The organism is Roseovarius aestuarii (assembly GCF_019966515.1).
GTDB classification, from domain to species: Bacteria; Pseudomonadota; Alphaproteobacteria; order Rhodobacterales; family Rhodobacteraceae; genus Roseovarius; species Roseovarius aestuarii.
The window spans coordinates 308,996-327,535 of record NZ_JAIMIB010000001.1 but is presented as its reverse complement, the minus strand read 5'-3'; the positions used below and the strand labels follow the sequence as shown (position 1 = coordinate 327,535).

The window sequence follows — 18,540 nt, the reverse complement described above, 5'->3', positions numbered from 1 at the left end:
GAACTTGGAACACCGAGTGGACCATGAGCCCGTCGGCGCCTACGAATTTACATAACTGGATTGCGTTGCCTGATCCTGAGATCAGACGATTGCCATAGCCGACAGTACCATCGTGCCGATGATCATGCCGTAGACAATAAGTACTGCCGGGAAGGTGGCACTATGCATACGCAATTCACGGTTCAGTTCATCACGGGTCATATTTGCCTCCTTTAGCTGACGTTGCGATTACAAGCAGGGCTTCACCTGCTTAGCCCCCACATAAACACAAAATCTCATGACGCAATCAAAAAATTAATAAAAATCTATGCACTCATTGCAACCCAGATCATCCAAATGAGCATAGCATCAGAATTTACTGATAAGTATATGAAGTAAAATGAAAAAACCTATAAGGCGCGCGTGTGTCACATGTGTGGTTTTCTTGTGTCGGGGCCACAACTCGCCGATTTGGGGCCTTTCCGAGCATCTCACATCCCTGATTCTCTGTGAATAGAGGTCAAATCGGCTGGCCGATCGACATCAGATTCAAGGCGCCATGCGGCCATGCTGGCTACCTCATGGATGCGCATTCCCGATTGGTATGTGACATGTCCCGCTCGAAGGGTCAGGCGGCGGACCCTTGTAGCGGCATCACCTTGATCTCACCTTCCTGTCGGGCCTTCATCGCCTGGGCGGCGGCGTGGGCAGCGGCAGCGGTGGTGTAATAGGGGATCTTGTCATAAAGCGCGACCGAGCGGATGGAGCGGCTGTCCTCGACTGCCTGAGCGCCCTCGGTCGTGTTCATCACCAACGAAATCTGCCCGTCTTTCAGCATGTCGACAATGTCGGGGCGGCCTTCATAGACTTTGTTGACCACCACGCAGGCAATGTCATGCCCTTCCAGAAACGACGCGGTGCCGCGGGTGGCGATAATCTCGAAGCCCAGATCGACCAGCATCTGCGCGGTCTCGACCAGTTGCGGTGTCTTGTCGTCATTCTTGATCGAGAAGAACACTTTGCCGCCCTCAGGCAGTTGCGTGCCCGCGCCCATCTGCGCCTTGAGGAAAGCGCGGGGGAAACTGGCGTCCCAGCCCATGACCTCTCCGGTGGAGCGCATTTCAGGGCCGAGGATGGTATCGACACCGGGGAAGCGGGCGAAGGGCATGACCGCCTCCTTGACCGAGAACCACGGCATGTTGGGGTCGGCCAGTGTCATCTGGTCGGCCATCGGCAGGGTGCCGGGTTTGGTATCCGCCGGGTAGGGGCCGCGGAATTTGAAATTGCTGAGTTTCTCACCGGCCATCAGCCGTGCGGCAATCGAGGCGATTGCTGAGTCCGTCGCCTTGGCGACGAAGGGCACGGTACGCGAGGCACGCGGGTTCACTTCGATCAGGTAAATGTCATCGCCCTTGACGGCAAACTGCACATTCATCAGGCCGACGACGTTGAGCGCGCGGGCCAGCGCTTCGGTTTGGCGATTGATTTCGGCTATGACCTCTTTCGACAGCGAATAGGGCGGGATCGAACAGGCGCTGTCACCGGAATGTACGCCGGCCTCCTCGATATGCTGCATGATGCCGGTTACATGTACGCTTTCCCCGTCGCAAAGCGCGTCGACATCGCATTCGATTGCGCCCGAGAGGTAGCCATCGAGCAGGACCGGGCTATCGCCCGAGACCACCACCGCCTCGGCGATATAGCGTTCAAGCTGGGCCATATCGCGGACGATTTCCATCGCCCGACCACCCAGCACGTAAGAGGGGCGGATGACGAGCGGAAAACCGATTTTCTCGGCGATCGCGAGGGCCTGTGCGTCGGTGCTGGCGATGCCGTTATTGGGCTGTTTCAGCTCCAACTGGTTCACCAGCGCCTGGAAACGTTCGCGGTCTTCGGCAAGGTCGATGGCGTCTGGCGAGGTGCCGAGGATCGGGATGCCTTCGCTTTCCAGCGCGTTGGCGAGTTTCAGCGGCGTCTGGCCGCCGAATTGCACGATCACGCCGTGGAGCGTGCCGTTTTCCTGTTCGACCCGCAGGATTTCCATCACATGTTCAAAGGTCAGCGGTTCGAAATACAGCCGGTCCGAGGTGTCATAATCGGTGCTTACCGTTTCCGGGTTGCAGTTGATCATGATCGTCTCGTAGCCCGCCTTGGTCAGGGCATAGCAGGCATGACAGCAGCAATAATCGAACTCGATCCCCTGACCGATCCGGTTCGGGCCACCGCCCAGGATGACAACTTTCTTGCGGTCAGATGGCCGGGCCTCGCATTCCACCTCGCCCATCATCGGGGCCTCGTAGGTCGAGTACATATAAGGCGTCTGCGCCTCGAATTCGGCGGCGCAGGTATCGATGCGTTTGAACACGGCAGTGACACCCTGTGCGTGGCGGGCGCGGCGTATGTCGGCCTCGGTGAAGCCGGTCAGTTTCGCCAGCCGGGCATCGGTGAAGCCCAGCATCTTGAGCGCGCGCAGCCCGGCCTCATCCGTTGGCAACCCGTTGGCGCGCACATCCTCTTCGGCCGTGACGATCTCGCGGATGCGGGCCAGAAACCACGGATCAAAGGCCGTGGCTGCCTGTATCTCATCATCGCTGAGCCCGTGACGCATGGCCTGGGCGATCACCCGGATGCGGTCAGGCGTCTGCTGGCTGAGCGCCTTGAGCACGGCGGCCTTGTCGGGCGCGCCGTCGATGGTGATCTCGTCAAAGCCGGTAAGGCCGGTTTCCATGCTGGCCAGCGCCTTTTGCAGGCTTTCGTGGATAGTGCGGCCAATCGCCATCGCCTCGCCCACGGACTTCATTGCGGTGGTGAGGTAAGGTTTGCTGCCGGGGAATTTCTCAAACGCGAAGCGCGGAATCTTGGTGACGACATAGTCGATGGTCGGCTCAAACGACGCGGGCGTGACCTTGGTGATGTCATTGTCGAGTTCATCCAGCGTATAGCCCACGGCCAGCTTGGCAGCGATCTTGGCGATGGGAAAACCCGTGGCCTTGGAGGCGAGCGCCGACGATCGGCTGACCCGCGGGTTCATCTCGATCACCACCATGCGGCCATCTTCGGGATTGATCGCCCATTGCACGTTCGAGCCGCCGGTCTCAACCCCGATTTCGCGCAAAACGGCGATCGAGCCGTTGCGCATGATCTGGTATTCCTTGTCGGTCAACGTCAGGGCGGGGGCCACGGTGATGCTGTCGCCCGTATGCACGCCCATCGGGTCGACGTTTTCGATGGCACAGACGATAATCGCGTTGTCGGCCTTGTCGCGGACCACCTCCATCTCAAATTCTTTCCAGCCCAGCAGGCTCTCGTCGATCAGGATCTGGTTGACCGGAGAAGCATCGAGGCCGGATTTACAGAAATGCTCGTAATCGTCGCGGTTATAGGCGACGCCGCCGCCGGTGCCGCCAAGGGTAAATGCGGGGCGGATGATCGCGGGCAGGCCGACATAATCAATCGCCGCCATACACTCTTCTATCGTGTTGGCGATGGTGGCCTTGGGGTTTTCGATGCCGAGACGATCCATCGCCTCGCGGAAGAGCTTGCGGTCTTCGGCCATCTCGATGGCCTCGCGATTGGCGCCAATCAGTTCGACGCCAAATTTGTCCAGCACGCCCAGATCGGCCACGGCGAGTGCGGTGTTCAGCCCGGTCTGGCCGCCCATGGTGGGTAGAAGCGCGTCGGGCCGTTCCTTTTCGATGATCTTGGCGACGACTTCCGGCGTGATTGGTTCGATATAAGTAGCGTCGGCCAGTTCCGGATCGGTCATGATCGTGGCCGGGTTCGAGTTGACCAGAATGACGCGGTACCCTTCTTCGCGTAGCGCCTTGCAGGCTTGGGCACCGGAATAATCGAACTCGCATGCCTGCCCGATCACAATCGGCCCCGCCCCGATGATCATGATGGACGAGATATCAGTTCTTTTTGGCATGGTGATCCCCAGGGCGGCTAAATGGGCGTACGCCAAGGCCCGCGCACGCAAATTGTTGGGGGTTATAGCCATGATCGGGCGTAGCGCAAGGGGGATCGCAAACACAGGCAAAAAGGACGCTTTTTAGGGTGTCATTCGCGGCTTGGGTCGGTAGATACGGAGGCCAGACCAGCGGCAAAGGACGCCAAGCGTGCAGATTCGTTTCGATCACGGCCCCGACGGCACCGCGTGCAGCTTTGCACGGGCGCAGCGTCTGATCGTGGCCGAAACACCTGCGGATGTGCCCGCTGCGCTGGAAGCGTTGGATGCGGCTCGGGCGGACGGGTTGTGGGTGGCGGGGTACGCCACCTATGAGCTGGGTTATGTACTGGAGCCGAAACTGGCTCCGCTGCTGCCCGACGGCAGGCGGTTGCCGCTCATCCAACTCGGCGTCTATGACTGGCCCTCGATCGCCGACGCACTGCGGCCCGGCGCAGCGGAATTGAGCGGGTTTACCCCCGGCTGGGACGCGGCGCGCTATGCAAGCGGTTTTCGATGCGTGCATGACTATATCTGCGCCGGTGACATCTATCAGGCCAATCTGACATTCCCGATTGCCTTGCAGGCGCAGGGTGGAGCTCAGGCGCTTTATCATGCGCTTGATCGGGTTCAGCCGGTGCGTTTTGGCGCGATGATCGAGCAGGAGGGGTTGCCGACGATCCTGTCCCGTTCGCCCGAGCTTTTTTTCCGCACCGATACGCGCGGCTGGATCGAGACCCGGCCGATGAAAGGCACCATGCCGCGCAGCGATGACGCGGCCGAGGATGCGCGGCATCGGTTCTTTCTGCAAACAGATGAAAAGAACCGCGCCGAGAACCTGATGATCGTGGATCTCTTGCGCAACGATCTGTCACGGATCAGCGAGCCGGGCAGCGTCGAGGTGCCCGAGCTGTTTTCCATCGAAAGCTATGAGACCGTGCATCAGATGACCTCGCTCGTCACAGGGCAGATGGTGGATGGCACCGGGCTGGGCGATATATTCCGCGCTCTTTTCCCCTGCGGATCGATCACCGGGGCGCCCAAGGTCCGGGCGATGGAAATTCTGCGCGAGTTGGAGCCGGTTGCACGCGATATCTATTGCGGGTCCATCGGCTGGGCCGCGCCGGATGGCCGGTCGGAATTCAATGTGGCGATCCGTACGCTGATGGTCGAGGAGGGGCAGGCCACGCTCAATGTCGGAGGGGGGCTGGTTTATGACAGCACCGCTGAAGCTGAATATGAGGAAGCGCTGTGGAAAGCCCGCTTTGCCCGCCGACTGACGCCGGATTTCGCCTGATCGAAACCTTCCGCTGGGAGCCGGGCAGGGGCATTCTGCGCCACGAGCGGCATCTGGCACGTCTTATGCGCAGTGCGGCGCTTTTGGGGATCACACCACGGGGCGTCGAGGATGTGCTGGAGGCTCTGTCGGGCGATCACTCGCTACGTGTCCGTTTGACCATTGATCGGGATGGGTGCGCCGAGGTGACGTGCTTGCCGTTTCAGCCCTTGCCCGAGGGGGCCGTCTGGCGGGTCTCGATTGCAGATCAGCGGCTTGTGTCGAATGATCCGTGGCTGCGGTTGAAAACCACCGAGCGGCAGATATATGACGCCGCCCGCGCTGCCCTTCCCGAAGGGGTCGATGAAGCACTCTTTCTCAATGAGCGCGATGAGTTATGTGAAGGGACGATCACCAACCTTTTTGTCGGGGTGCGAGACAGACTTCTAACGCCATCAATAAATTGCGGCTTGCTGCCTGGTGTTTTGCGCGAGGAGCTTTTGGCAGACAGCGATGCGGCTGAATCGGTTTTGACAATCGACGCATTGCAAGAGGCTAGCGAAATCTATGTCGGCAATTCATTGCGAGGGCTGATCCCGGCGCAGCTGATCTGATTTGGATAAATTCAGTTGGCCAGGACAGCCCGAAGCTGCCTTTCAACCATTCAGCGCCAAGCCGCGTATCGCCAGCCTGCGGCCTTGACGCTGCGCGGGGGCACGACCGGAATGCAGCAAAAAAGCCAATAGGCGTTCGAACGCGTGTCAGGATACCTATTCCGCCGCGTGGCGCAGATTGTCATCACGGCTGTAAAGATAGTCGCGCGTCAAGGGCACTGCCTCTTGCTGCCGTGCCAGTTGCATCTGGAACACTACCTGCCGGTTCAGAAGGAAGGTCAACTCGCTTGCGATCAGATAATAGCGCCACATTCGGCAAAACCGGTCGTCGTATAGCGCGCGGGCTTTTTCGATATTTTCCATGAACCGGTCATGCCAATGGCGCAGTGTCAGCGCATAATGCAGACGCCAAACTTCGATATCGGTTTCGATCAGCCCCTGATTTTCCACGGCCTTCATCATCTCGGACAAGGACGGGCAATAACCGCCGGGGAAGATGTATTTGGTGATCCACGGGCTGGTGGCCCCGGGCGGTCGCGCGCGGCCTATTGTGTGAATGAGCGCGACACCGTCCTCGGTCAAGCGATCCCGCACATTGGCGAAATACTCGTTGTAATGCGGCACACCGACATGTTCGAACATGCCGACCGAGACGATGCGATCGAACTCTCCGGTGACCTTGCGATAATCGAGCAGCTCGAACCGGCAGCGATCTGCAAGACCGGCCTCGGCGGCGCGGGCGGTGGCCATCGCGTGTTGTTCGCGCGAAAGGGTCACGCCCAGGACGTCGGCGCCGTAATCCCGGGCCAGGGTCAGGCCCATGCCGCCCCAGCCGCAGCCGATATCAAGCACCCGCATGCCCGGCTTGATCAGCAGTTTCGTGGCAATATGGTGCTTTTTCGCGTCCTGCGCGGCCTCCAGCGTCATGTTCGGATCGCGGAAGTAGGCACAGGAATACTGCCGGTCGCGATCAAGGAAAAGATCGTACAGCGCGCCCGAAAGATCATAATGATGCGCCACATTGGCCCGGGCCCGTGACACGGGATTAAATTGCTGCAGATAGCGCAGCAGGTGACGGCCAAAGTCCAGCGGCTGGCGGAACCACGGCTGACCGTGGGCCGCAATATTGCTGATCGATAGCTCAAGGAATCCATAAAGGTCATCCCCCTCGATCGTCAGGCGGCCGTCCATGTAAGCTTCGCCCACCGCCATATCAGGGGAATAGATAATTTTGCGCGGCAGCGTGTCATCATGCAACGTGATCGCCGCGTGATAGCTGTCTGACCCATCGCCATAGCGTCGTGTGATCCCGTCAGGATAGGTAACCTCAAGCACCCCCTGCCGCATCATGTGTTTAAGCAGCCGGTCGAGTAATGTGATCCACATGCTCACCCCCAGTTTTTTGCGCCCTCCCGTGGCGCACCCATTTGGTGAAGTGAAATCCGCCTGGCAGCGGTTTTTACGGTATTTTTGCCCGACAGCAGATATTTTTGCGCAAAAAAACATGCCTGTAAATGATTTAGGTTAAATGCGCGGGCTGTCGCCCACCTCCGCCCCTTGACTTTGGCCCATAGGCAAGGTGTATCGGCGCGAACCAATGCCAGAGGCCCCGCGCGGGGCCAGATGAGGACGTTATGCATACGTATCGCAGCCATTCCTGCGCCGAACTGAACAAATCCAACGTCGGCGACACCGTGCGCCTTTCTGGCTGGGTGCATCGCATCCGTGACCACGGCGGGGTGCTGTTTGTCGATCTGCGCGATCATTACGGGATCACACAGGTTTTGTGTGATGGCGATAGCGCGGCCTTTGCCGAGCTTGAAGGTGTCCGCTCGGAATGGTGCATCCGGATCGATGGCGAGGTGAAGGCGCGCGACGAAAGCCTGATCAACCCGAAACTGCCCACCGGTGAGATCGAGGTCTATATTCGCGAGATGGAAGTGCTGGGCAGCGCCGGGGAACTGCCGCTGATCGTCTTTGGCGATCAGGAATACCCCGAAGAAACCCGTCTGCGCTATCGCTATCTCGACCTGCGCCGCGAGGCGATGCAGGAGAACATGAAATTGCGCTCTGATGTGGTGGCCTCGATCCGTCGCCGGATGTGGGATACCGGTTTCCGCGAATACCAGACACCAATCATCACCGCGTCCAGCCCCGAAGGCGCCCGCGACTTTCTGGTGCCAAGCCGCCTGCATCCGGGCAAGTTCTATGCGCTGCCGCAGGCGCCGCAGCTGTTCAAGCAATTGATCATGGTGTCGGGATTTGACAAGTATTTCCAGGTTGCGCCGTGTTTCCGAGACGAAGATCCGCGTGCTGACCGGTCACCTACGGATTTCTACCAATTGGATATGGAAATGAGCTTTGTCGAGCAGCAGGATGTGTTCGACACGATCCAGCCGGTCATCGCGGGCATTTTCGAGGAGTTCGGCGGTGGTCGCAAAGTCGACGCTGAGTGGCCGCAGATTTCCTATCGGGATTCCGCTATGTGGTATGGCACCGACAAGCCAGACCTGCGCAACCCGATCAAAATGCAGGATGTCAGCGAGCATTTTCGCGGCTCGGGCTTTGCCATTTTCGCCAAGCTTCTGGAGCAGGACGGCACCCAGATCCGCGCCATTCCCGCCCCCACTGGCGGTAGCCGCAAATTCTGTGACCGGATGAACGCCTTTGCCCAGAAAGAGGGCCTGCCGGGCATGGGCTATATCTTCTGGCGCGATCAGGGCGAGGGCATGGAGGCCGCCGGGCCGCTGGCTAAGAATATCGGGCCGGAGCGGACCGAGGCCATTCGTCAGCAGCTGGGTCTGGACGTGGGCGATGCGGCCTTCTTCCTCGGCGGCAAACCGGCGGCGTTCGAAAGCGTTGCGGGCAAGGCGCGCAGTGTGATTGGCGAGGAACTGAACCTGACCGACAAAGAACGGTTCGCCTTTGCCTGGATTGTCGATTTCCCGATGTACGAGGCCGACGAGGAAACCGGCAAGGTCGATTTCAGCCATAACCCGTTTTCGATGCCACAAGGCGGGCTTGAGGCGCTGAACGGCGATCCTCTGAATGTACTGGGCTACCAGTATGATCTTGCCTGCAATGGCTATGAACTGGTGTCGGGCGCGATCCGGAACCACAAGCTGGATATCATGATCAAGGCGTTCGAACTGGCCGGATACGGCGCGGACGAGGTGCATAAGCGTTTCGGCGGTCTGGTTAACGCGTTTCAATATGGCGCCCCGCCCCACGGCGGATGCGCGGCGGGGATCGACCGGATCGTGATGCTTCTGGCGGATGAGGCTAATATCCGCGAGGTCATCATGTTCCCGATGAACCAGCGCGCCGAAGACCTGATGATGAACGCGCCCTCGGACCCGACCAGCGACCAGCTGATGGAACTGGGTCTGCGGGTGATCCCGCGCGAAGACTAACAAAGGCCGGTCAATTACAAATTGAGATCAACACTTCAGGCGGAGTGATTGGCCTTGCGTGACCGTTCGATTTTATGGCCAGCGCGGAATCATGGCCGCAGGCCGCCGCGCGGCGGCGATTTGGTGAAGTCTGTGCATAACATTGAAGTTTTTTGGGTTTGGCTGCGATAAAGTGCAGGTTACATATGTTGGATCGCCTCCGCGCGCGCCGTCGATGCGCGGCTTTGTTTAATATCTGCTCAGGGCCAAGACTAACGATCGCGTTTCCGCGAAATTTGGCAAGGGGTGAAAACAATTTACCGAGTGGTTAGCATCAGTCTATCGTCCAGACAGCAGCAATGCAGGAGGTAGCATGACATCCAAACCCAGACCCGTCGGACCGGTCGTTGAAAACTGGCGTGTGCCCCCGCTCCCGTCGGGAGAGGTCTTGGAGGGAGGCTATGCCCGGTTGGAGTTGTTGTCAGCCGATGTTCATGCGGCGTTGCTTTATAAGGCGTTCGAGGGGCACGACTGGGTCTGGGATTACATGCCTGCCGGGCCGTTTGCCTCAGCAGCCGAGTTCCATCGCTGGATGCAGGAGGCGACGGGCAAGGACGATATTGTCTTCTATGCGATCTATGACAAGGAATGCGAGGCGTTTGGTGGATTTGCGTCCTATTTGCGGATCAAACCGGTCTCGGGTTCCATAGAGGTTGGCTATATCGCGATGGCGCCGTGCCTACAGCGTACCCGCGCTGCGACCGAGGCGATGTACCTGATGATGCAATGGGCGTTTGAGGCGGGCTACCGGCGCTATGAATGGAAATGTGATGCCCTGAACCAACCATCACGGCGGGCGGCACAACGATTGGGGCTTAGTTATGAGGGAGTTTTCCGGCAGGCGACCATCGTGAAAGCACGCAATCGCGATACCGCATGGCTTGCGGCGGTTGACAGCGAATGGCCTGCTCTTCGGAAGGCGTTTCAGCAGTGGCTCTCACCGGAGAATTTCGATGAGGCGGGCGATCAACAAGCACGCCTGAGTGATCTGACCAGCCCGATACGACAGGCGAGCGATCCGTCGCTGTAGCGGTATTCAGATAGCGATGCGCTGGTTCAGACGTTCCTGCACCAACCCGGCGAGGCGGGCGAATTTCGCAGGCAGGGCCGTCTTGTCGGCAAGGCTGTCTGCCAACTCGGTTGCGGCCTCTTCCAGCGGGTGATCATCGGCGCTCCGGGCGACGCCGCCCAGGAATTGTAACACATAATCCAGCACCGGCCCTTCCTGATGGTCATCCAGCAGGTTGGCAACGTGGCTCATGTCATCGCGATAGGCCACCGGGTCGGGATTGATTACATCGTCGCTCAGCACACGTGGGCCAGAGGGGCGCCTGTCAGCCGGCAGCTTGTCCAGAATGGCCTGTTGAAACGCGCCAACACTGCTGAGCGGTTTCGCCAGAAAACCGTCGGCGCCAGCGGCCAGTGCAGCCCCTTCCAGATTGTCATCGCCGCTGGTGGCCATAATCACGCCAACCCTTGGGGTGGCATTGTTCAGATCCTCAATCAGATCGGTGCCCGAGCCATCCGGCAGGCCAAGATCGACAATGGCAATCGACGGGCGGTAGACCCGCAGGTGACGCCGTGCCGAACGCAGGCAATCCGCCCGCCTGATCCGCGCCCCGCTGCGCAGACACATCAATCGCAGCGCTTCGCAGGTAAACCGGCTGTCTTCGACCACCAGTACGGTCATGCCCAAAAGGGGGCGATTGCTGGTTGGCATCCGCATCGGCGGCAGATCGCTTAGATCATCCATCTTTCTGCTCCTTAAGCTGCAACGACCCGAACACAATTACGCCCACTTGACTAACGGTTGGTTAATCGCGGGGTTGCGTCCCTCTGTCGCTTGTCAGCGCGCGCCACTGCCCCCATAACAACGCCAAACTGCTTGCAGAAGGATTTGACCATGATCGGACGCCTCAATCACGTCGCCATCGCCGTTCCGGACCTTGATGCCGCAGCGGCCCAGTATCGCAATGCCCTGGGCGCCAATGTCGGCGCACCGCAGGATGAACCGGATCACGGCGTCACAGTGGTGTTCATCGAACTGCCCAATACCAAGGTCGAACTGCTGTATCCCCTTGGAGATAACAGCCCGATCAACGGCTTCTTGGAAAAGAACCCGGCGGGCGGCATCCATCATGTCTGCTATGAGGTCGAGGATATCATCGCGGCGCGCGATCATCTGCAGGCGACCGGTGCACGGGTTCTGGGCAATGGAGAGCCCAAGATCGGTGCCCACGGCAAGCCGGTCCTCTTCCTGCACCCCAAGGATTTCAACGGCTGCCTGGTCGAGCTGGAGCAGGTCTGATGGGCGTCGCCTCGGGGATCGTCCTCTATCTGGTGTTCTGGTTCATGACCTTCCTGGTCGCACTGCCCATTCGTATCCAGACACAAGGAGAGGCGGGCGACGTGGTCCCCGGCACCCACGATGGATCGCCACAGCAACATCACCTGAAGAAAAAGGCGGTGATTACCACCATCGTCGCGGCCGTGCTCTGGGCGATTGCAGCCTATATCATCATCACCGGCAAAATTACCGTGCGCGATATAGACATGTTCAACCGCATGGGCCAGCCGTAGGCACATTAATAGAGTATTGATCCGGATCGATTGATGACTGAACCGACAAATCTGTCATTCGTTTCATAGGATCAACGTCCGATTCCGGTTTCGCCCGCGAGGGTGACTTGAAAGATATATTCGTCTGATTTCCATTCACTTAGCTGGCAATCTGAAGACCTTCTAAGCCGATACGCTGGGACGTCCGGTAGTCAATCTTCTGGACTTGAGACGATGACCTACCTGAACGATTGCGTCGAGAGCAGGCAGCAATTCTGCTCCAAGAGGGGTAAGCTCGTATTCTGTCGATGGTGGAGAGGTTCGTCGCACATGGCGCAAAAGAACACCTTTGTCTTCCAACTCACTCAAGCGCGTAGATAGAACTTTTGCCGAAATCGGCGGAATGTCCGCACGCAACTCGCTGAAGCGGCGCGGCCCCGCCCGCAAACACCAGATTACGTTGGGCGCCCAAGCACCGGAAATCACCGCCATGCATTCAGTCAGCATGCAAGGTTCCGGTGGCTTTTCGCCTCTATTTTTTCGCATTTTCAAAGACATATTAAGTAACCAAGTTTCTCCAAAGTAACTCTTTTCTATAGGTAACTTTTGGTAATCTAGTTGTAAAGAGAAATTCATGCTGTCATCTCGGGGTCACCTTCAAAACGAAATGGGAATGACCACGAGATGAAACTTTTCTACAAAGCCGGGGCCTGTTCGCTTGCCAGCCACATCGCCCTTCGGGAAATCGGAACGGCGTTCGAGATCGAAGCCGTGGATACCGCGACCCAGCGTACGGAAAGCGGCGCCGACTACACGCTGATCAATCGCAAGGGTTATGTGCCCACCCTGCAGCTCGACGACGGAGAGTTGTTGACCGAGGGGCCGGCGATCCTTCAACATCTTGCCGACAGCAATCCCGATGCAAATCTCGCTCCGGCGGTGGGTACCCGGCAGCGCGCCCGCATGCTGGAACAGCTCACGTTTGTGTCTTCCGAGCTGCACAAGGCCTTTGGCGCCTTGTTCCGTGACGGGGCGAGCGAAGAACAAAAGGCGCTGGCGCGTGAGGCTGTCGGGAAAAAGTTCGAGCACCTGGAAGAGCTTTTGTCGGACGACCGGGACACGTTGGTGCCCGGGCAGTTCACCATTGCCGATGCCTATCTTTTTGTGGTGGCGAACTGGGCGAATTTCACAGGTATCGATCTGAAGAGTTGGCCGGGCCTGAACGCGTTTGTCGCCCGCATCGCCGCAAGACCCGCGGTGCAGCGCGCGCTGCATGCAGAAGGATTGTTGCAATGACGCCCGACAACGTTGCCGAGGTATCGCGGCTCATGCAGGCATATTTTGACGGACTCTATCACGCCGATAGCACACGGCTGCGCGACGTGTTTCACCCAAGGCTTTCCTATATCGGCGCCACGGATGGGGACGAGATGTATCTCGATCTGGACACTTACATGTCCCGTATCGATCAGCGTGAACCGCCGGCAAAACATGCCGAGCCCCGCCATGACGCCATTCTGGAGATAGCCTTTGCCAGCACGCGCCTTGCCCGCGTGACGGCCCGCATGACGATGATGGGCCGTGACTACATCGATTGCCTGACCCTTGTTCGACACGGCCCTGCATGGCGGATCGTAGCAAAGGTTTTTGCCTACGCGCCGCAGGAGGGTTGAGAAATGCCATATGTGAATATCAAAATCACGCGCGAGGGCGGCCCGGATGGCCGCGGGCCCGGCCCCGAGGACAAAACCCGGCTGATTGCGGGGGTCACGGATCTTTTGCAACGGGTTCTGGGCAAGGATCCTTCAACCACATTTGTGATTATCGAAGAAGTCGCTCTGGAAGACTGGGGTATCGGCGGATTACCGGTGCCGGAATACCGAAAAGCACGATCGTGAAGACACGTCTGACCGACCGCCTGGGGGTCGCCCATCCGATCATCCAGGCACCGATGGCTTTCGCCGCTGGTGGAAAACTGGCGGCGGCGGCCTCGCGCAGCGGCGCCCTGGGCATGATCGGAGGCGGATATGGCGATCCGGACTGGATTGACCGGCAATTTGCGATTGCCGGTGATGCAATGGTCGGATGCGGCTTTATTACATGGGCGCTGTCCGAGCGCCCATGGCTGTTGCCGAAAGCGCTGGAGTATGGGGCACAGGCGATTTTCCTGTCTTTCGGTGATCCGGCGCCATTTGCCAAAACGGTTTCACAAGCTGGCGTGCCGCTCATCTGTCAAATCCAGACGTTGGAAGATGCCCGCCATGCGATGGACATTGGTGCGGATGTCATTGTGGCGCAGGGTACCGAGGCCGGTGGCCACGGTGAGAGCCGGGGAACAATGGCGCTGGTACCTGAAGTTGCGGACGAGATTTCAAGGCGAAATCTGGCGGTGGCGCTGGCTGCTGCGGGCGGCATTTCTGACGGGCGCGGTCTTGCCGCTGCGTTGGCGCTTGGCGCTGACGGCGTCGTCGTCGGCACACGTTACCTGGTCTCCAACGAGGCGCTGGTGCACCCTCGCGTGTTGAAGGCGGCACTTCGGACATCAGGCGATGAAACCATTCGTACCCGGGTGCTTGATGTCATTCGCGGGTATAACTGGCCTGAACGGTATACCGCCCGGGTGCTGCGCAATGCTTTCATCGGAAACTGGCATGGTGCCGAAAACGCTCTGATTGACGATCTTGAGGCACAGCAAAGGTTCTGGTTCGACGCGCAGAGCGGTGGTGACCCGTCGATAGCCGCGGCGTTTTTGGGCGAAGGTATCGGGTTGATCGGGAATACGCTTGGGGCGGAAGACATCGCGCGAACCCTAATGCAACAAGCGCATGCAAGCAGGCGGTCTTGGTCGGCCGACCCTAACTCTTCTTAGCTGACGGGCGGCCAGCTCGCACATTTGTTTACCGCACGGCATCGGCAAGGTGCTTCGAAGCTGGCTACAGGTGCGCTACAACATCGGCGCATAGGTCAGTTAAACCGTCGCCGCACGCCAGCCCAGAGCCATTCTAAACCACAGGTTCGGATTGCTGCGGCGTGGGCCGCCAACGCCGCCGTTCGTGTATTGTGCGACATCTCTTGATTTACGCGCGATCATGCAGCGGGTGAAGCGGGCGTTCGCACCGTCAACTCGACCGGCTAGTTTAGAATTTCCGCTGATGCAACGCGTTGATCTCTGTGAATGTGGTCCTCAAGGCTGTGATTGCTTGGCAAACCAATCATTCACAATCGCGACAATGCTTGGGTTCCTCGGGTTTCGAGGGGCCACAACATGATACCCTTCCTCTGTCGTCGTGGAAAATGAAAAGGGTTGGCACAGACGATTTGCTTGAAGGTCTCCTTGCACGAATTCCTGATTGGCAAGTGTTACACCCTGGCCCGCAATTGCTGCATCAATGGCCATCGACGTTTGGCTGAACGCCATAGTTTTCAAATCTGAGACCGCTAATTCCCCCAGAGCTGCCTCAAGGAACAGGGGCCATTGGCCGTGGGTATCTTCAAGCAGAACATGGGTGAGCAGGTCTTCAGGTGATTGGATCGGGTTGGAGCCATCGGCAATATCCGGGTGGCAAACAGCAATCAACTCGTCAGCGAAAAGCAACTCTGACACAAGACCGGGGCCAAAAGGCGGCTTGCCCTGCCGAATAGCAATATCAACGCCATCCGTCTGAAAGTTCGCAAGGGCATTGGAAGCGTCCAACCGAACCCGAATATCAGGATGGTCCTGGGCAAATAGGCCCAGCTTTGGCACTAGCCATCTTGTGGCGAAACTCGGTGTAGAACTGATCGTTACGACCGTATCCTTTGGCGACAAGTTCCCTGTGGCCTCTGCGATCATATCAAATGCGCGGCGGATTGGCGGCAGATACCTTCGGCCTTCATCGGTTAAAGAAAGGCCCCTCGCGTGCCTCTCGAACAATTTGATTTTTAACAACTCTTCCAGCCCACGCACCTGCTGCGCGACCGCACCCTGCGTGACGCCAAGCTCTTGGGCTGCGAGCCTGAAGTTTAGATGGCGCCCCGAAGCTTCAAAAGCCTTCAAAGAATTCAAGGGCGGCATTTTGCGCATTATGAGTTTCACAAAGATGATAGAATTTCTACAGGGTTAAAACAGAATTACTGATTAGTCAAACGCCCAAGGCAACGCCATGTTGGGGCCAAGCTGAAACCAAGAATGTCACGGAGGCAAAAAATGGCTGACAAGAAAGTAGCAATCATCATGGGTGGTGGTAGCGGCATGGGTGCTGACAGCGCTCGCCGCCTGGCGGCCGACGGCTTCAACGTTGCCATTCTGTCTTCGTCCGGCAAGGGCGAGGCGTTGGCCCAGGAACTGGGTGGCGTCGGAATGACGGGCACCAACAAATCCAGCGAAGACATGCAGGCGCTGGTCGATGCAGTCATTAAAAAGTGGGGGCGCGTGGATGTTCTTGTCAACTCTGCCGGTCATGGCCCGCGTGCGCCTGTTCTCGAAATTTCAGACGAGGATTGGCACGAGGGTATGGAAGTCTATTTCCTGAACACTGTGCGTGCCACGCGGATTGTCGCGCCGATAATGATTGAACAAAAATCCGGCACAATCATCAACATCTCAACTTTCGCGGCATTCGAACCTGACCCGGTCTTCCCGACCTCGGGGGTGATGCGTGCCGGGCTGGCCGCCTATTCCAAGCTGTTCGCGGATAAATACGCTGCCGACAACGTGCGCATGAACAACGTACTGCCCGGGTTCATCGACAGCCTGCCTGAAAACGCAGATTTCATGGCCAAGATCCCAATGGGCCGCTACGGCAGCTCTTATGGCGAAATCGCAGCTACCGTGGCGTTCCTCGCTTCCGATGGGGGCGCCTATATCACCGGCCAGAATATCCGCGTCGATGGTGGCATCACTCGCTCGGTCTGACCTGACTCCTAGCTGCGAAAGACCAATCGTGAAACTAACTTCGGAGACTCGCCCTAGAGGGTGAATTCTCCGGTGTTTTCAGCAACCTCGAAACACGATGCCTATGATGTGTTATCGTCGGCGGGGCCGCCACGGGGGTCCGTACTGCGTGGCTCCTGGCGTCGAACTCAGGTTTCAATGGCAAGCTTCTGGTAGTTGAACCCGATCCGACTTTTCCCAAGGCGAAAACCGGGGCGTCGAACAACTGTCTGCGCCAGTAGCTTGTCAACCACATCAACGTTAGGATCGATCAACAAGATATTGATTTTGTATATAATTAGTAGCGGATATGTGGGAAAAATTCGATTGATCCCCGGATCAGTCAATAGCGCGCTCGGCTCTATGGGCTGGGCGGCTGCCTATCTGTGATCTCCTGGAACATACAATTGAACACTTGCGAACAGCGGCCGGCACATACGGGGCTTAAAGTGACCATGTGGCGTGGTCGACAGGTTAGTGCCTCTGGGGCCGTGCTTCGATCGCGTGGTAGATATGGGTGAAGGTCGCAGCGCCCAGAATGGGAATGATCAGGTTCACCAATGGCAGCGATAGCGGCATCGCCATCAGCGTTCCGGCAAACCAGATCGTGCCCCGGTTCTGCTTGCGCAGTGCCGTGGCTTTCTCCCGCCCCAGACGGCGCATCGCGGCCAGTTGAAAATATTCCATCCCCAGCAGATAGCCATTGAGCGCCCAGAAGATGAAAATCGCTGCGGGTGGGAAAAGTGCGTAGACAACAATCGCCAGAACATTCGCCCCGATCAGGATGCCGAGGAAGTTCAGCGTATCGCGAACGGCGTCCCAGAGCGGGGTTTTCGTGGCGGCGGGCAGGGCAGGGTAGTGCTTGTCTTCAACCGCGCGTGCCACCTCATCCAGAAACATCGAGGTGATGGCCGACGCCACCGGCACCATCAGAAAGGCCGAGAGGATGATCATCAGGAAAAAGCTGCCCCAGCCCAAAAGATCATCGATCCAGGTGACCTCGCCAATCAGCCAGAATTCGACGCTGTCGCCGGCCGCCCATTGCAAAAGGCCCAGAAAACCCGCGTAGACGGCAACCAGAAGCGCCAGCGTCAAACCTATGCCCAGCAACAGCACCTTCCGGAAGCGTGGATCGCCGGTCTGGGCCAGTGCCTTGAAAAACGACGTAAAAATCATTCTGAAACCCAGCTGATGATCTTGGCAGGGTCCGGGCGCGGGCGCTCGGGCGGCACGTTGGTTTCCGTGCCGATATGGATAAATCCCGCGATACGTTCATGCGGTTCAAGTGCCAGCGCCTTGGTCGCAAAATCGCGATCGTGACTGGCCCATCCGCTCAACCAGTTGGCCCCCCAGCCCGAGGCCAGGGCCGCGTTCAGGAGCGCTAGACAAACCGCACCTGCGGAATAGGTCTGCTCGATAGTGGGGATCTTGGGAGACGCTTTCTGAACCTCGATTACCGCCACCGCCAGATCGCCCTTGGCAAACTGGTCCCGCGCTTTGGCGATTTCTTCGGCTGAGCGGCCCAGCCGGTCGCCGGTTTCCGGTACCAGCGCCGCCAGACGCTGCAATGCCGTGCGTTCCAGCACAATCAGCCGCCAGGGTTCCAGCTTGCCATGATCGGGGCTGCGCAAGGCGGCCTCAAGCATCGGCATCAGCGCCTCGCGCGTCGGCACCGGCCCGGTCAGGGTCTTGGCGGGCCGCGAGCGGCGGGTCAGCAGGAACGCCAGCGCGGCGGGATTCGGATCAGGCATGGGCGTCCTCAGGGTCTTTTCAGGTCGCGCTACATGTCGGGGGTTCAGTCG

The 18,540-nt window shown here is 58.6% G+C and carries 18 protein-coding genes; 11 read left to right on the top strand and 7 right to left on the bottom strand.

Annotated elements, in window-relative coordinates:
- Positions 1-607: 607 nt before the first annotated feature.
- On the bottom strand, positions 608-3,907 hold the full coding sequence (gene carB / locus LC334_RS01580) for a carbamoyl-phosphate synthase large subunit (protein ID WP_085798467.1): 3,300 nt from the start codon (positions 3,905-3,907) through the stop codon (positions 608-610).
- A 190-nt stretch (positions 3,908-4,097) separates the two neighbouring features.
- On the opposite strand from carB, the gene LC334_RS01575 reads away from it, so the two are divergent.
- Both LC334_RS01575 and LC334_RS01570 read left to right on the top strand, forming a co-directional pair.
- A complete protein-coding gene (locus tag LC334_RS01575; RefSeq protein ID WP_139836259.1) occupies positions 4,098-5,222 on the top strand; it encodes an aminodeoxychorismate synthase component I in 1,125 nt (374 codons plus the stop codon).
- The gene (locus tag LC334_RS01570; protein ID WP_139836258.1) at positions 5,177-5,815 is read left to right on the top strand and encodes an aminotransferase class IV family protein; all 639 of its coding nucleotides are present in this window, start codon (positions 5,177-5,179) and stop codon (positions 5,813-5,815) included. The genes LC334_RS01575 and LC334_RS01570 overlap by 46 nt, the downstream gene beginning before the upstream one ends.
- A gap of 156 nt (positions 5,816-5,971) precedes the next feature.
- Here LC334_RS01570 and LC334_RS01565 read toward each other — a convergent pair whose 3' ends face one another.
- Positions 5,972-7,201 (bottom strand): SAM-dependent methyltransferase, encoded by a 1,230-nt coding sequence (locus LC334_RS01565; RefSeq protein WP_085798777.1) that lies wholly within the window; start codon positions 7,199-7,201, stop codon positions 5,972-5,974.
- A 248-nt stretch (positions 7,202-7,449) separates the two neighbouring features.
- On the opposite strand from LC334_RS01565, the gene aspS reads away from it, so the two are divergent.
- Positions 7,450-9,228: an aspartate--tRNA ligase gene (gene aspS, locus LC334_RS01560; protein ID WP_085798465.1), complete on the top strand. Its 1,779-nt coding sequence runs from the start codon at positions 7,450-7,452 to the stop codon at positions 9,226-9,228.
- A 352-nt stretch (positions 9,229-9,580) separates the two neighbouring features.
- Complete coding sequence (locus tag LC334_RS01555; RefSeq protein WP_085798464.1) at positions 9,581-10,297, top strand: GNAT family N-acetyltransferase; 717 nt, start codon at positions 9,581-9,583, stop codon at positions 10,295-10,297.
- A 6-nt stretch (positions 10,298-10,303) separates the two neighbouring features.
- On the opposite strand, the gene LC334_RS01550 is transcribed toward LC334_RS01555, so the two are convergent.
- A complete protein-coding gene (locus tag LC334_RS01550; protein WP_085798463.1) occupies positions 10,304-11,020 on the bottom strand; it encodes a response regulator in 717 nt (238 codons plus the stop codon).
- Between the two features lie 150 nt (positions 11,021-11,170).
- On the opposite strand from LC334_RS01550, the gene mce reads away from it, so the two are divergent.
- Both mce and LC334_RS01540 read left to right on the top strand, forming a co-directional pair.
- Positions 11,171-11,575 (top strand): methylmalonyl-CoA epimerase, encoded by a 405-nt coding sequence (gene mce / locus LC334_RS01545; protein ID WP_085798462.1) that lies wholly within the window; start codon positions 11,171-11,173, stop codon positions 11,573-11,575.
- Positions 11,575-11,847 (top strand): DUF1467 family protein, encoded by a 273-nt coding sequence (locus tag LC334_RS01540; RefSeq protein WP_085798461.1) that lies wholly within the window; start codon positions 11,575-11,577, stop codon positions 11,845-11,847. Before mce ends, LC334_RS01540 begins: the two co-directional genes overlap by 1 nt.
- Before the next feature lie 162 nt (positions 11,848-12,009).
- Here the strand turns inward: LC334_RS01540 and LC334_RS01535 are convergent, their stop codons facing one another.
- Positions 12,010-12,462: a winged helix-turn-helix transcriptional regulator gene (locus tag LC334_RS01535; protein WP_223412841.1), complete on the bottom strand. Its 453-nt coding sequence runs from the start codon at positions 12,460-12,462 to the stop codon at positions 12,010-12,012.
- A 48-nt stretch (positions 12,463-12,510) separates the two neighbouring features.
- Between LC334_RS01535 and gstA the strand changes: the two genes are divergently transcribed.
- Genes gstA through LC334_RS01515 form a run of 4 tightly spaced genes read left to right on the top strand, consistent with a single transcriptional unit; the run spans position 12,511 to position 14,695 of the window.
- Positions 12,511-13,122, top strand: a complete 612-nt coding sequence (gstA, locus tag LC334_RS01530) for a glutathione transferase GstA (protein WP_085798460.1) — start codon at positions 12,511-12,513, stop codon at positions 13,120-13,122.
- On the top strand, positions 13,119-13,499 hold the full coding sequence (locus LC334_RS01525) for a nuclear transport factor 2 family protein (protein ID WP_085798459.1): 381 nt from the start codon (positions 13,119-13,121) through the stop codon (positions 13,497-13,499). The genes gstA and LC334_RS01525 overlap by 4 nt, the downstream gene beginning before the upstream one ends.
- A gap of 3 nt (positions 13,500-13,502) precedes the next feature.
- Positions 13,503-13,724, top strand: a complete 222-nt coding sequence (locus tag LC334_RS01520; RefSeq protein WP_085798458.1) for a tautomerase family protein — start codon at positions 13,503-13,505, stop codon at positions 13,722-13,724.
- Positions 13,721-14,695 carry an NAD(P)H-dependent flavin oxidoreductase gene (locus LC334_RS01515; RefSeq protein WP_085798457.1) on the top strand — a complete coding sequence of 325 codons (975 nt, stop codon included), beginning with the start codon at positions 13,721-13,723 and terminating at the stop codon, positions 14,693-14,695. The genes LC334_RS01520 and LC334_RS01515 overlap by 4 nt, the downstream gene beginning before the upstream one ends.
- Positions 14,696-15,010: 315 nt before the next feature.
- Here LC334_RS01515 and gcvA read toward each other — a convergent pair whose 3' ends face one another.
- Positions 15,011-15,889 (bottom strand): transcriptional regulator GcvA, encoded by an 879-nt coding sequence (gene gcvA / locus LC334_RS01510; RefSeq protein WP_085798456.1) that lies wholly within the window; start codon positions 15,887-15,889, stop codon positions 15,011-15,013.
- Positions 15,890-16,012: 123 nt separating this feature from the next.
- Here gcvA and LC334_RS01505 point away from each other — a divergent pair, with 123 nt between their 5' ends.
- Entirely contained in the window at positions 16,013-16,720 is a 708-nt protein-coding gene (locus LC334_RS01505) for an SDR family oxidoreductase (protein ID WP_139836257.1), read from the top strand.
- Between the two features lie 492 nt (positions 16,721-17,212).
- Here LC334_RS01505 and LC334_RS01500 read toward each other — a convergent pair whose 3' ends face one another.
- Together LC334_RS01500 and LC334_RS01495 are read right to left on the bottom strand one after the other, a co-directional pair.
- The gene (locus LC334_RS01500; protein WP_085798454.1) at positions 17,213-17,914 is read right to left on the bottom strand and encodes an EI24 domain-containing protein; all 702 of its coding nucleotides are present in this window, start codon (positions 17,912-17,914) and stop codon (positions 17,213-17,215) included.
- A complete protein-coding gene (locus LC334_RS01495; protein ID WP_085798453.1) occupies positions 17,911-18,489 on the bottom strand; it encodes a nitroreductase family protein in 579 nt (192 codons plus the stop codon). The genes LC334_RS01500 and LC334_RS01495 overlap by 4 nt, the downstream gene beginning before the upstream one ends.
- Positions 18,490-18,540 lie beyond the last annotated feature (51 nt).

What these genes read in the sequence shown, in the direction of transcription:
- LC334_RS01495 (WP_085798453.1), bottom strand. Translation starts at nt 18,489, where the DNA reads ATGCCTGATCCGAATCCCGCCGCGCTGGCGTTCCTGCTGACCCGCCGC.
- LC334_RS01500 (WP_085798454.1), bottom strand. Translation starts at nt 17,914, where the DNA reads ATGATTTTTACGTCGTTTTTCAAGGCACTGGCCCAGACCGGCGATCCA.
- LC334_RS01540 (WP_085798461.1), top strand. Translation starts at nt 11,575, where the DNA reads ATGGGCGTCGCCTCGGGGATCGTCCTCTATCTGGTGTTCTGGTTCATG.
- mce (WP_085798462.1), top strand. Translation starts at nt 11,171, where the DNA reads ATGATCGGACGCCTCAATCACGTCGCCATCGCCGTTCCGGACCTTGAT.
- LC334_RS01550 (WP_085798463.1), bottom strand. Translation starts at nt 11,020, where the DNA reads ATGGATGATCTAAGCGATCTGCCGCCGATGCGGATGCCAACCAGCAAT.
- LC334_RS01555 (WP_085798464.1), top strand. Translation starts at nt 9,581, where the DNA reads ATGACATCCAAACCCAGACCCGTCGGACCGGTCGTTGAAAACTGGCGT.
- aspS (WP_085798465.1), top strand. Translation starts at nt 7,450, where the DNA reads ATGCATACGTATCGCAGCCATTCCTGCGCCGAACTGAACAAATCCAAC.
- LC334_RS01505 (WP_139836257.1), top strand. Translation starts at nt 16,013, where the DNA reads ATGGCTGACAAGAAAGTAGCAATCATCATGGGTGGTGGTAGCGGCATG.
- LC334_RS01535 (WP_223412841.1), bottom strand. Translation starts at nt 12,462, where the DNA reads ATGAATTTCTCTTTACAACTAGATTACCAAAAGTTACCTATAGAAAAG.
- LC334_RS01565 (WP_085798777.1), bottom strand. Translation starts at nt 7,201, where the DNA reads ATGTGGATCACATTACTCGACCGGCTGCTTAAACACATGATGCGGCAG.
- LC334_RS01525 (WP_085798459.1), top strand. Translation starts at nt 13,119, where the DNA reads ATGACGCCCGACAACGTTGCCGAGGTATCGCGGCTCATGCAGGCATAT.
- gcvA (WP_085798456.1), bottom strand. Translation starts at nt 15,889, where the DNA reads ATGCGCAAAATGCCGCCCTTGAATTCTTTGAAGGCTTTTGAAGCTTCG.
- LC334_RS01520 (WP_085798458.1), top strand. Translation starts at nt 13,503, where the DNA reads ATGCCATATGTGAATATCAAAATCACGCGCGAGGGCGGCCCGGATGGC.
- gstA (WP_085798460.1), top strand. Translation starts at nt 12,511, where the DNA reads ATGAAACTTTTCTACAAAGCCGGGGCCTGTTCGCTTGCCAGCCACATC.
- carB (WP_085798467.1), bottom strand. Translation starts at nt 3,907, where the DNA reads ATGCCAAAAAGAACTGATATCTCGTCCATCATGATCATCGGGGCGGGG.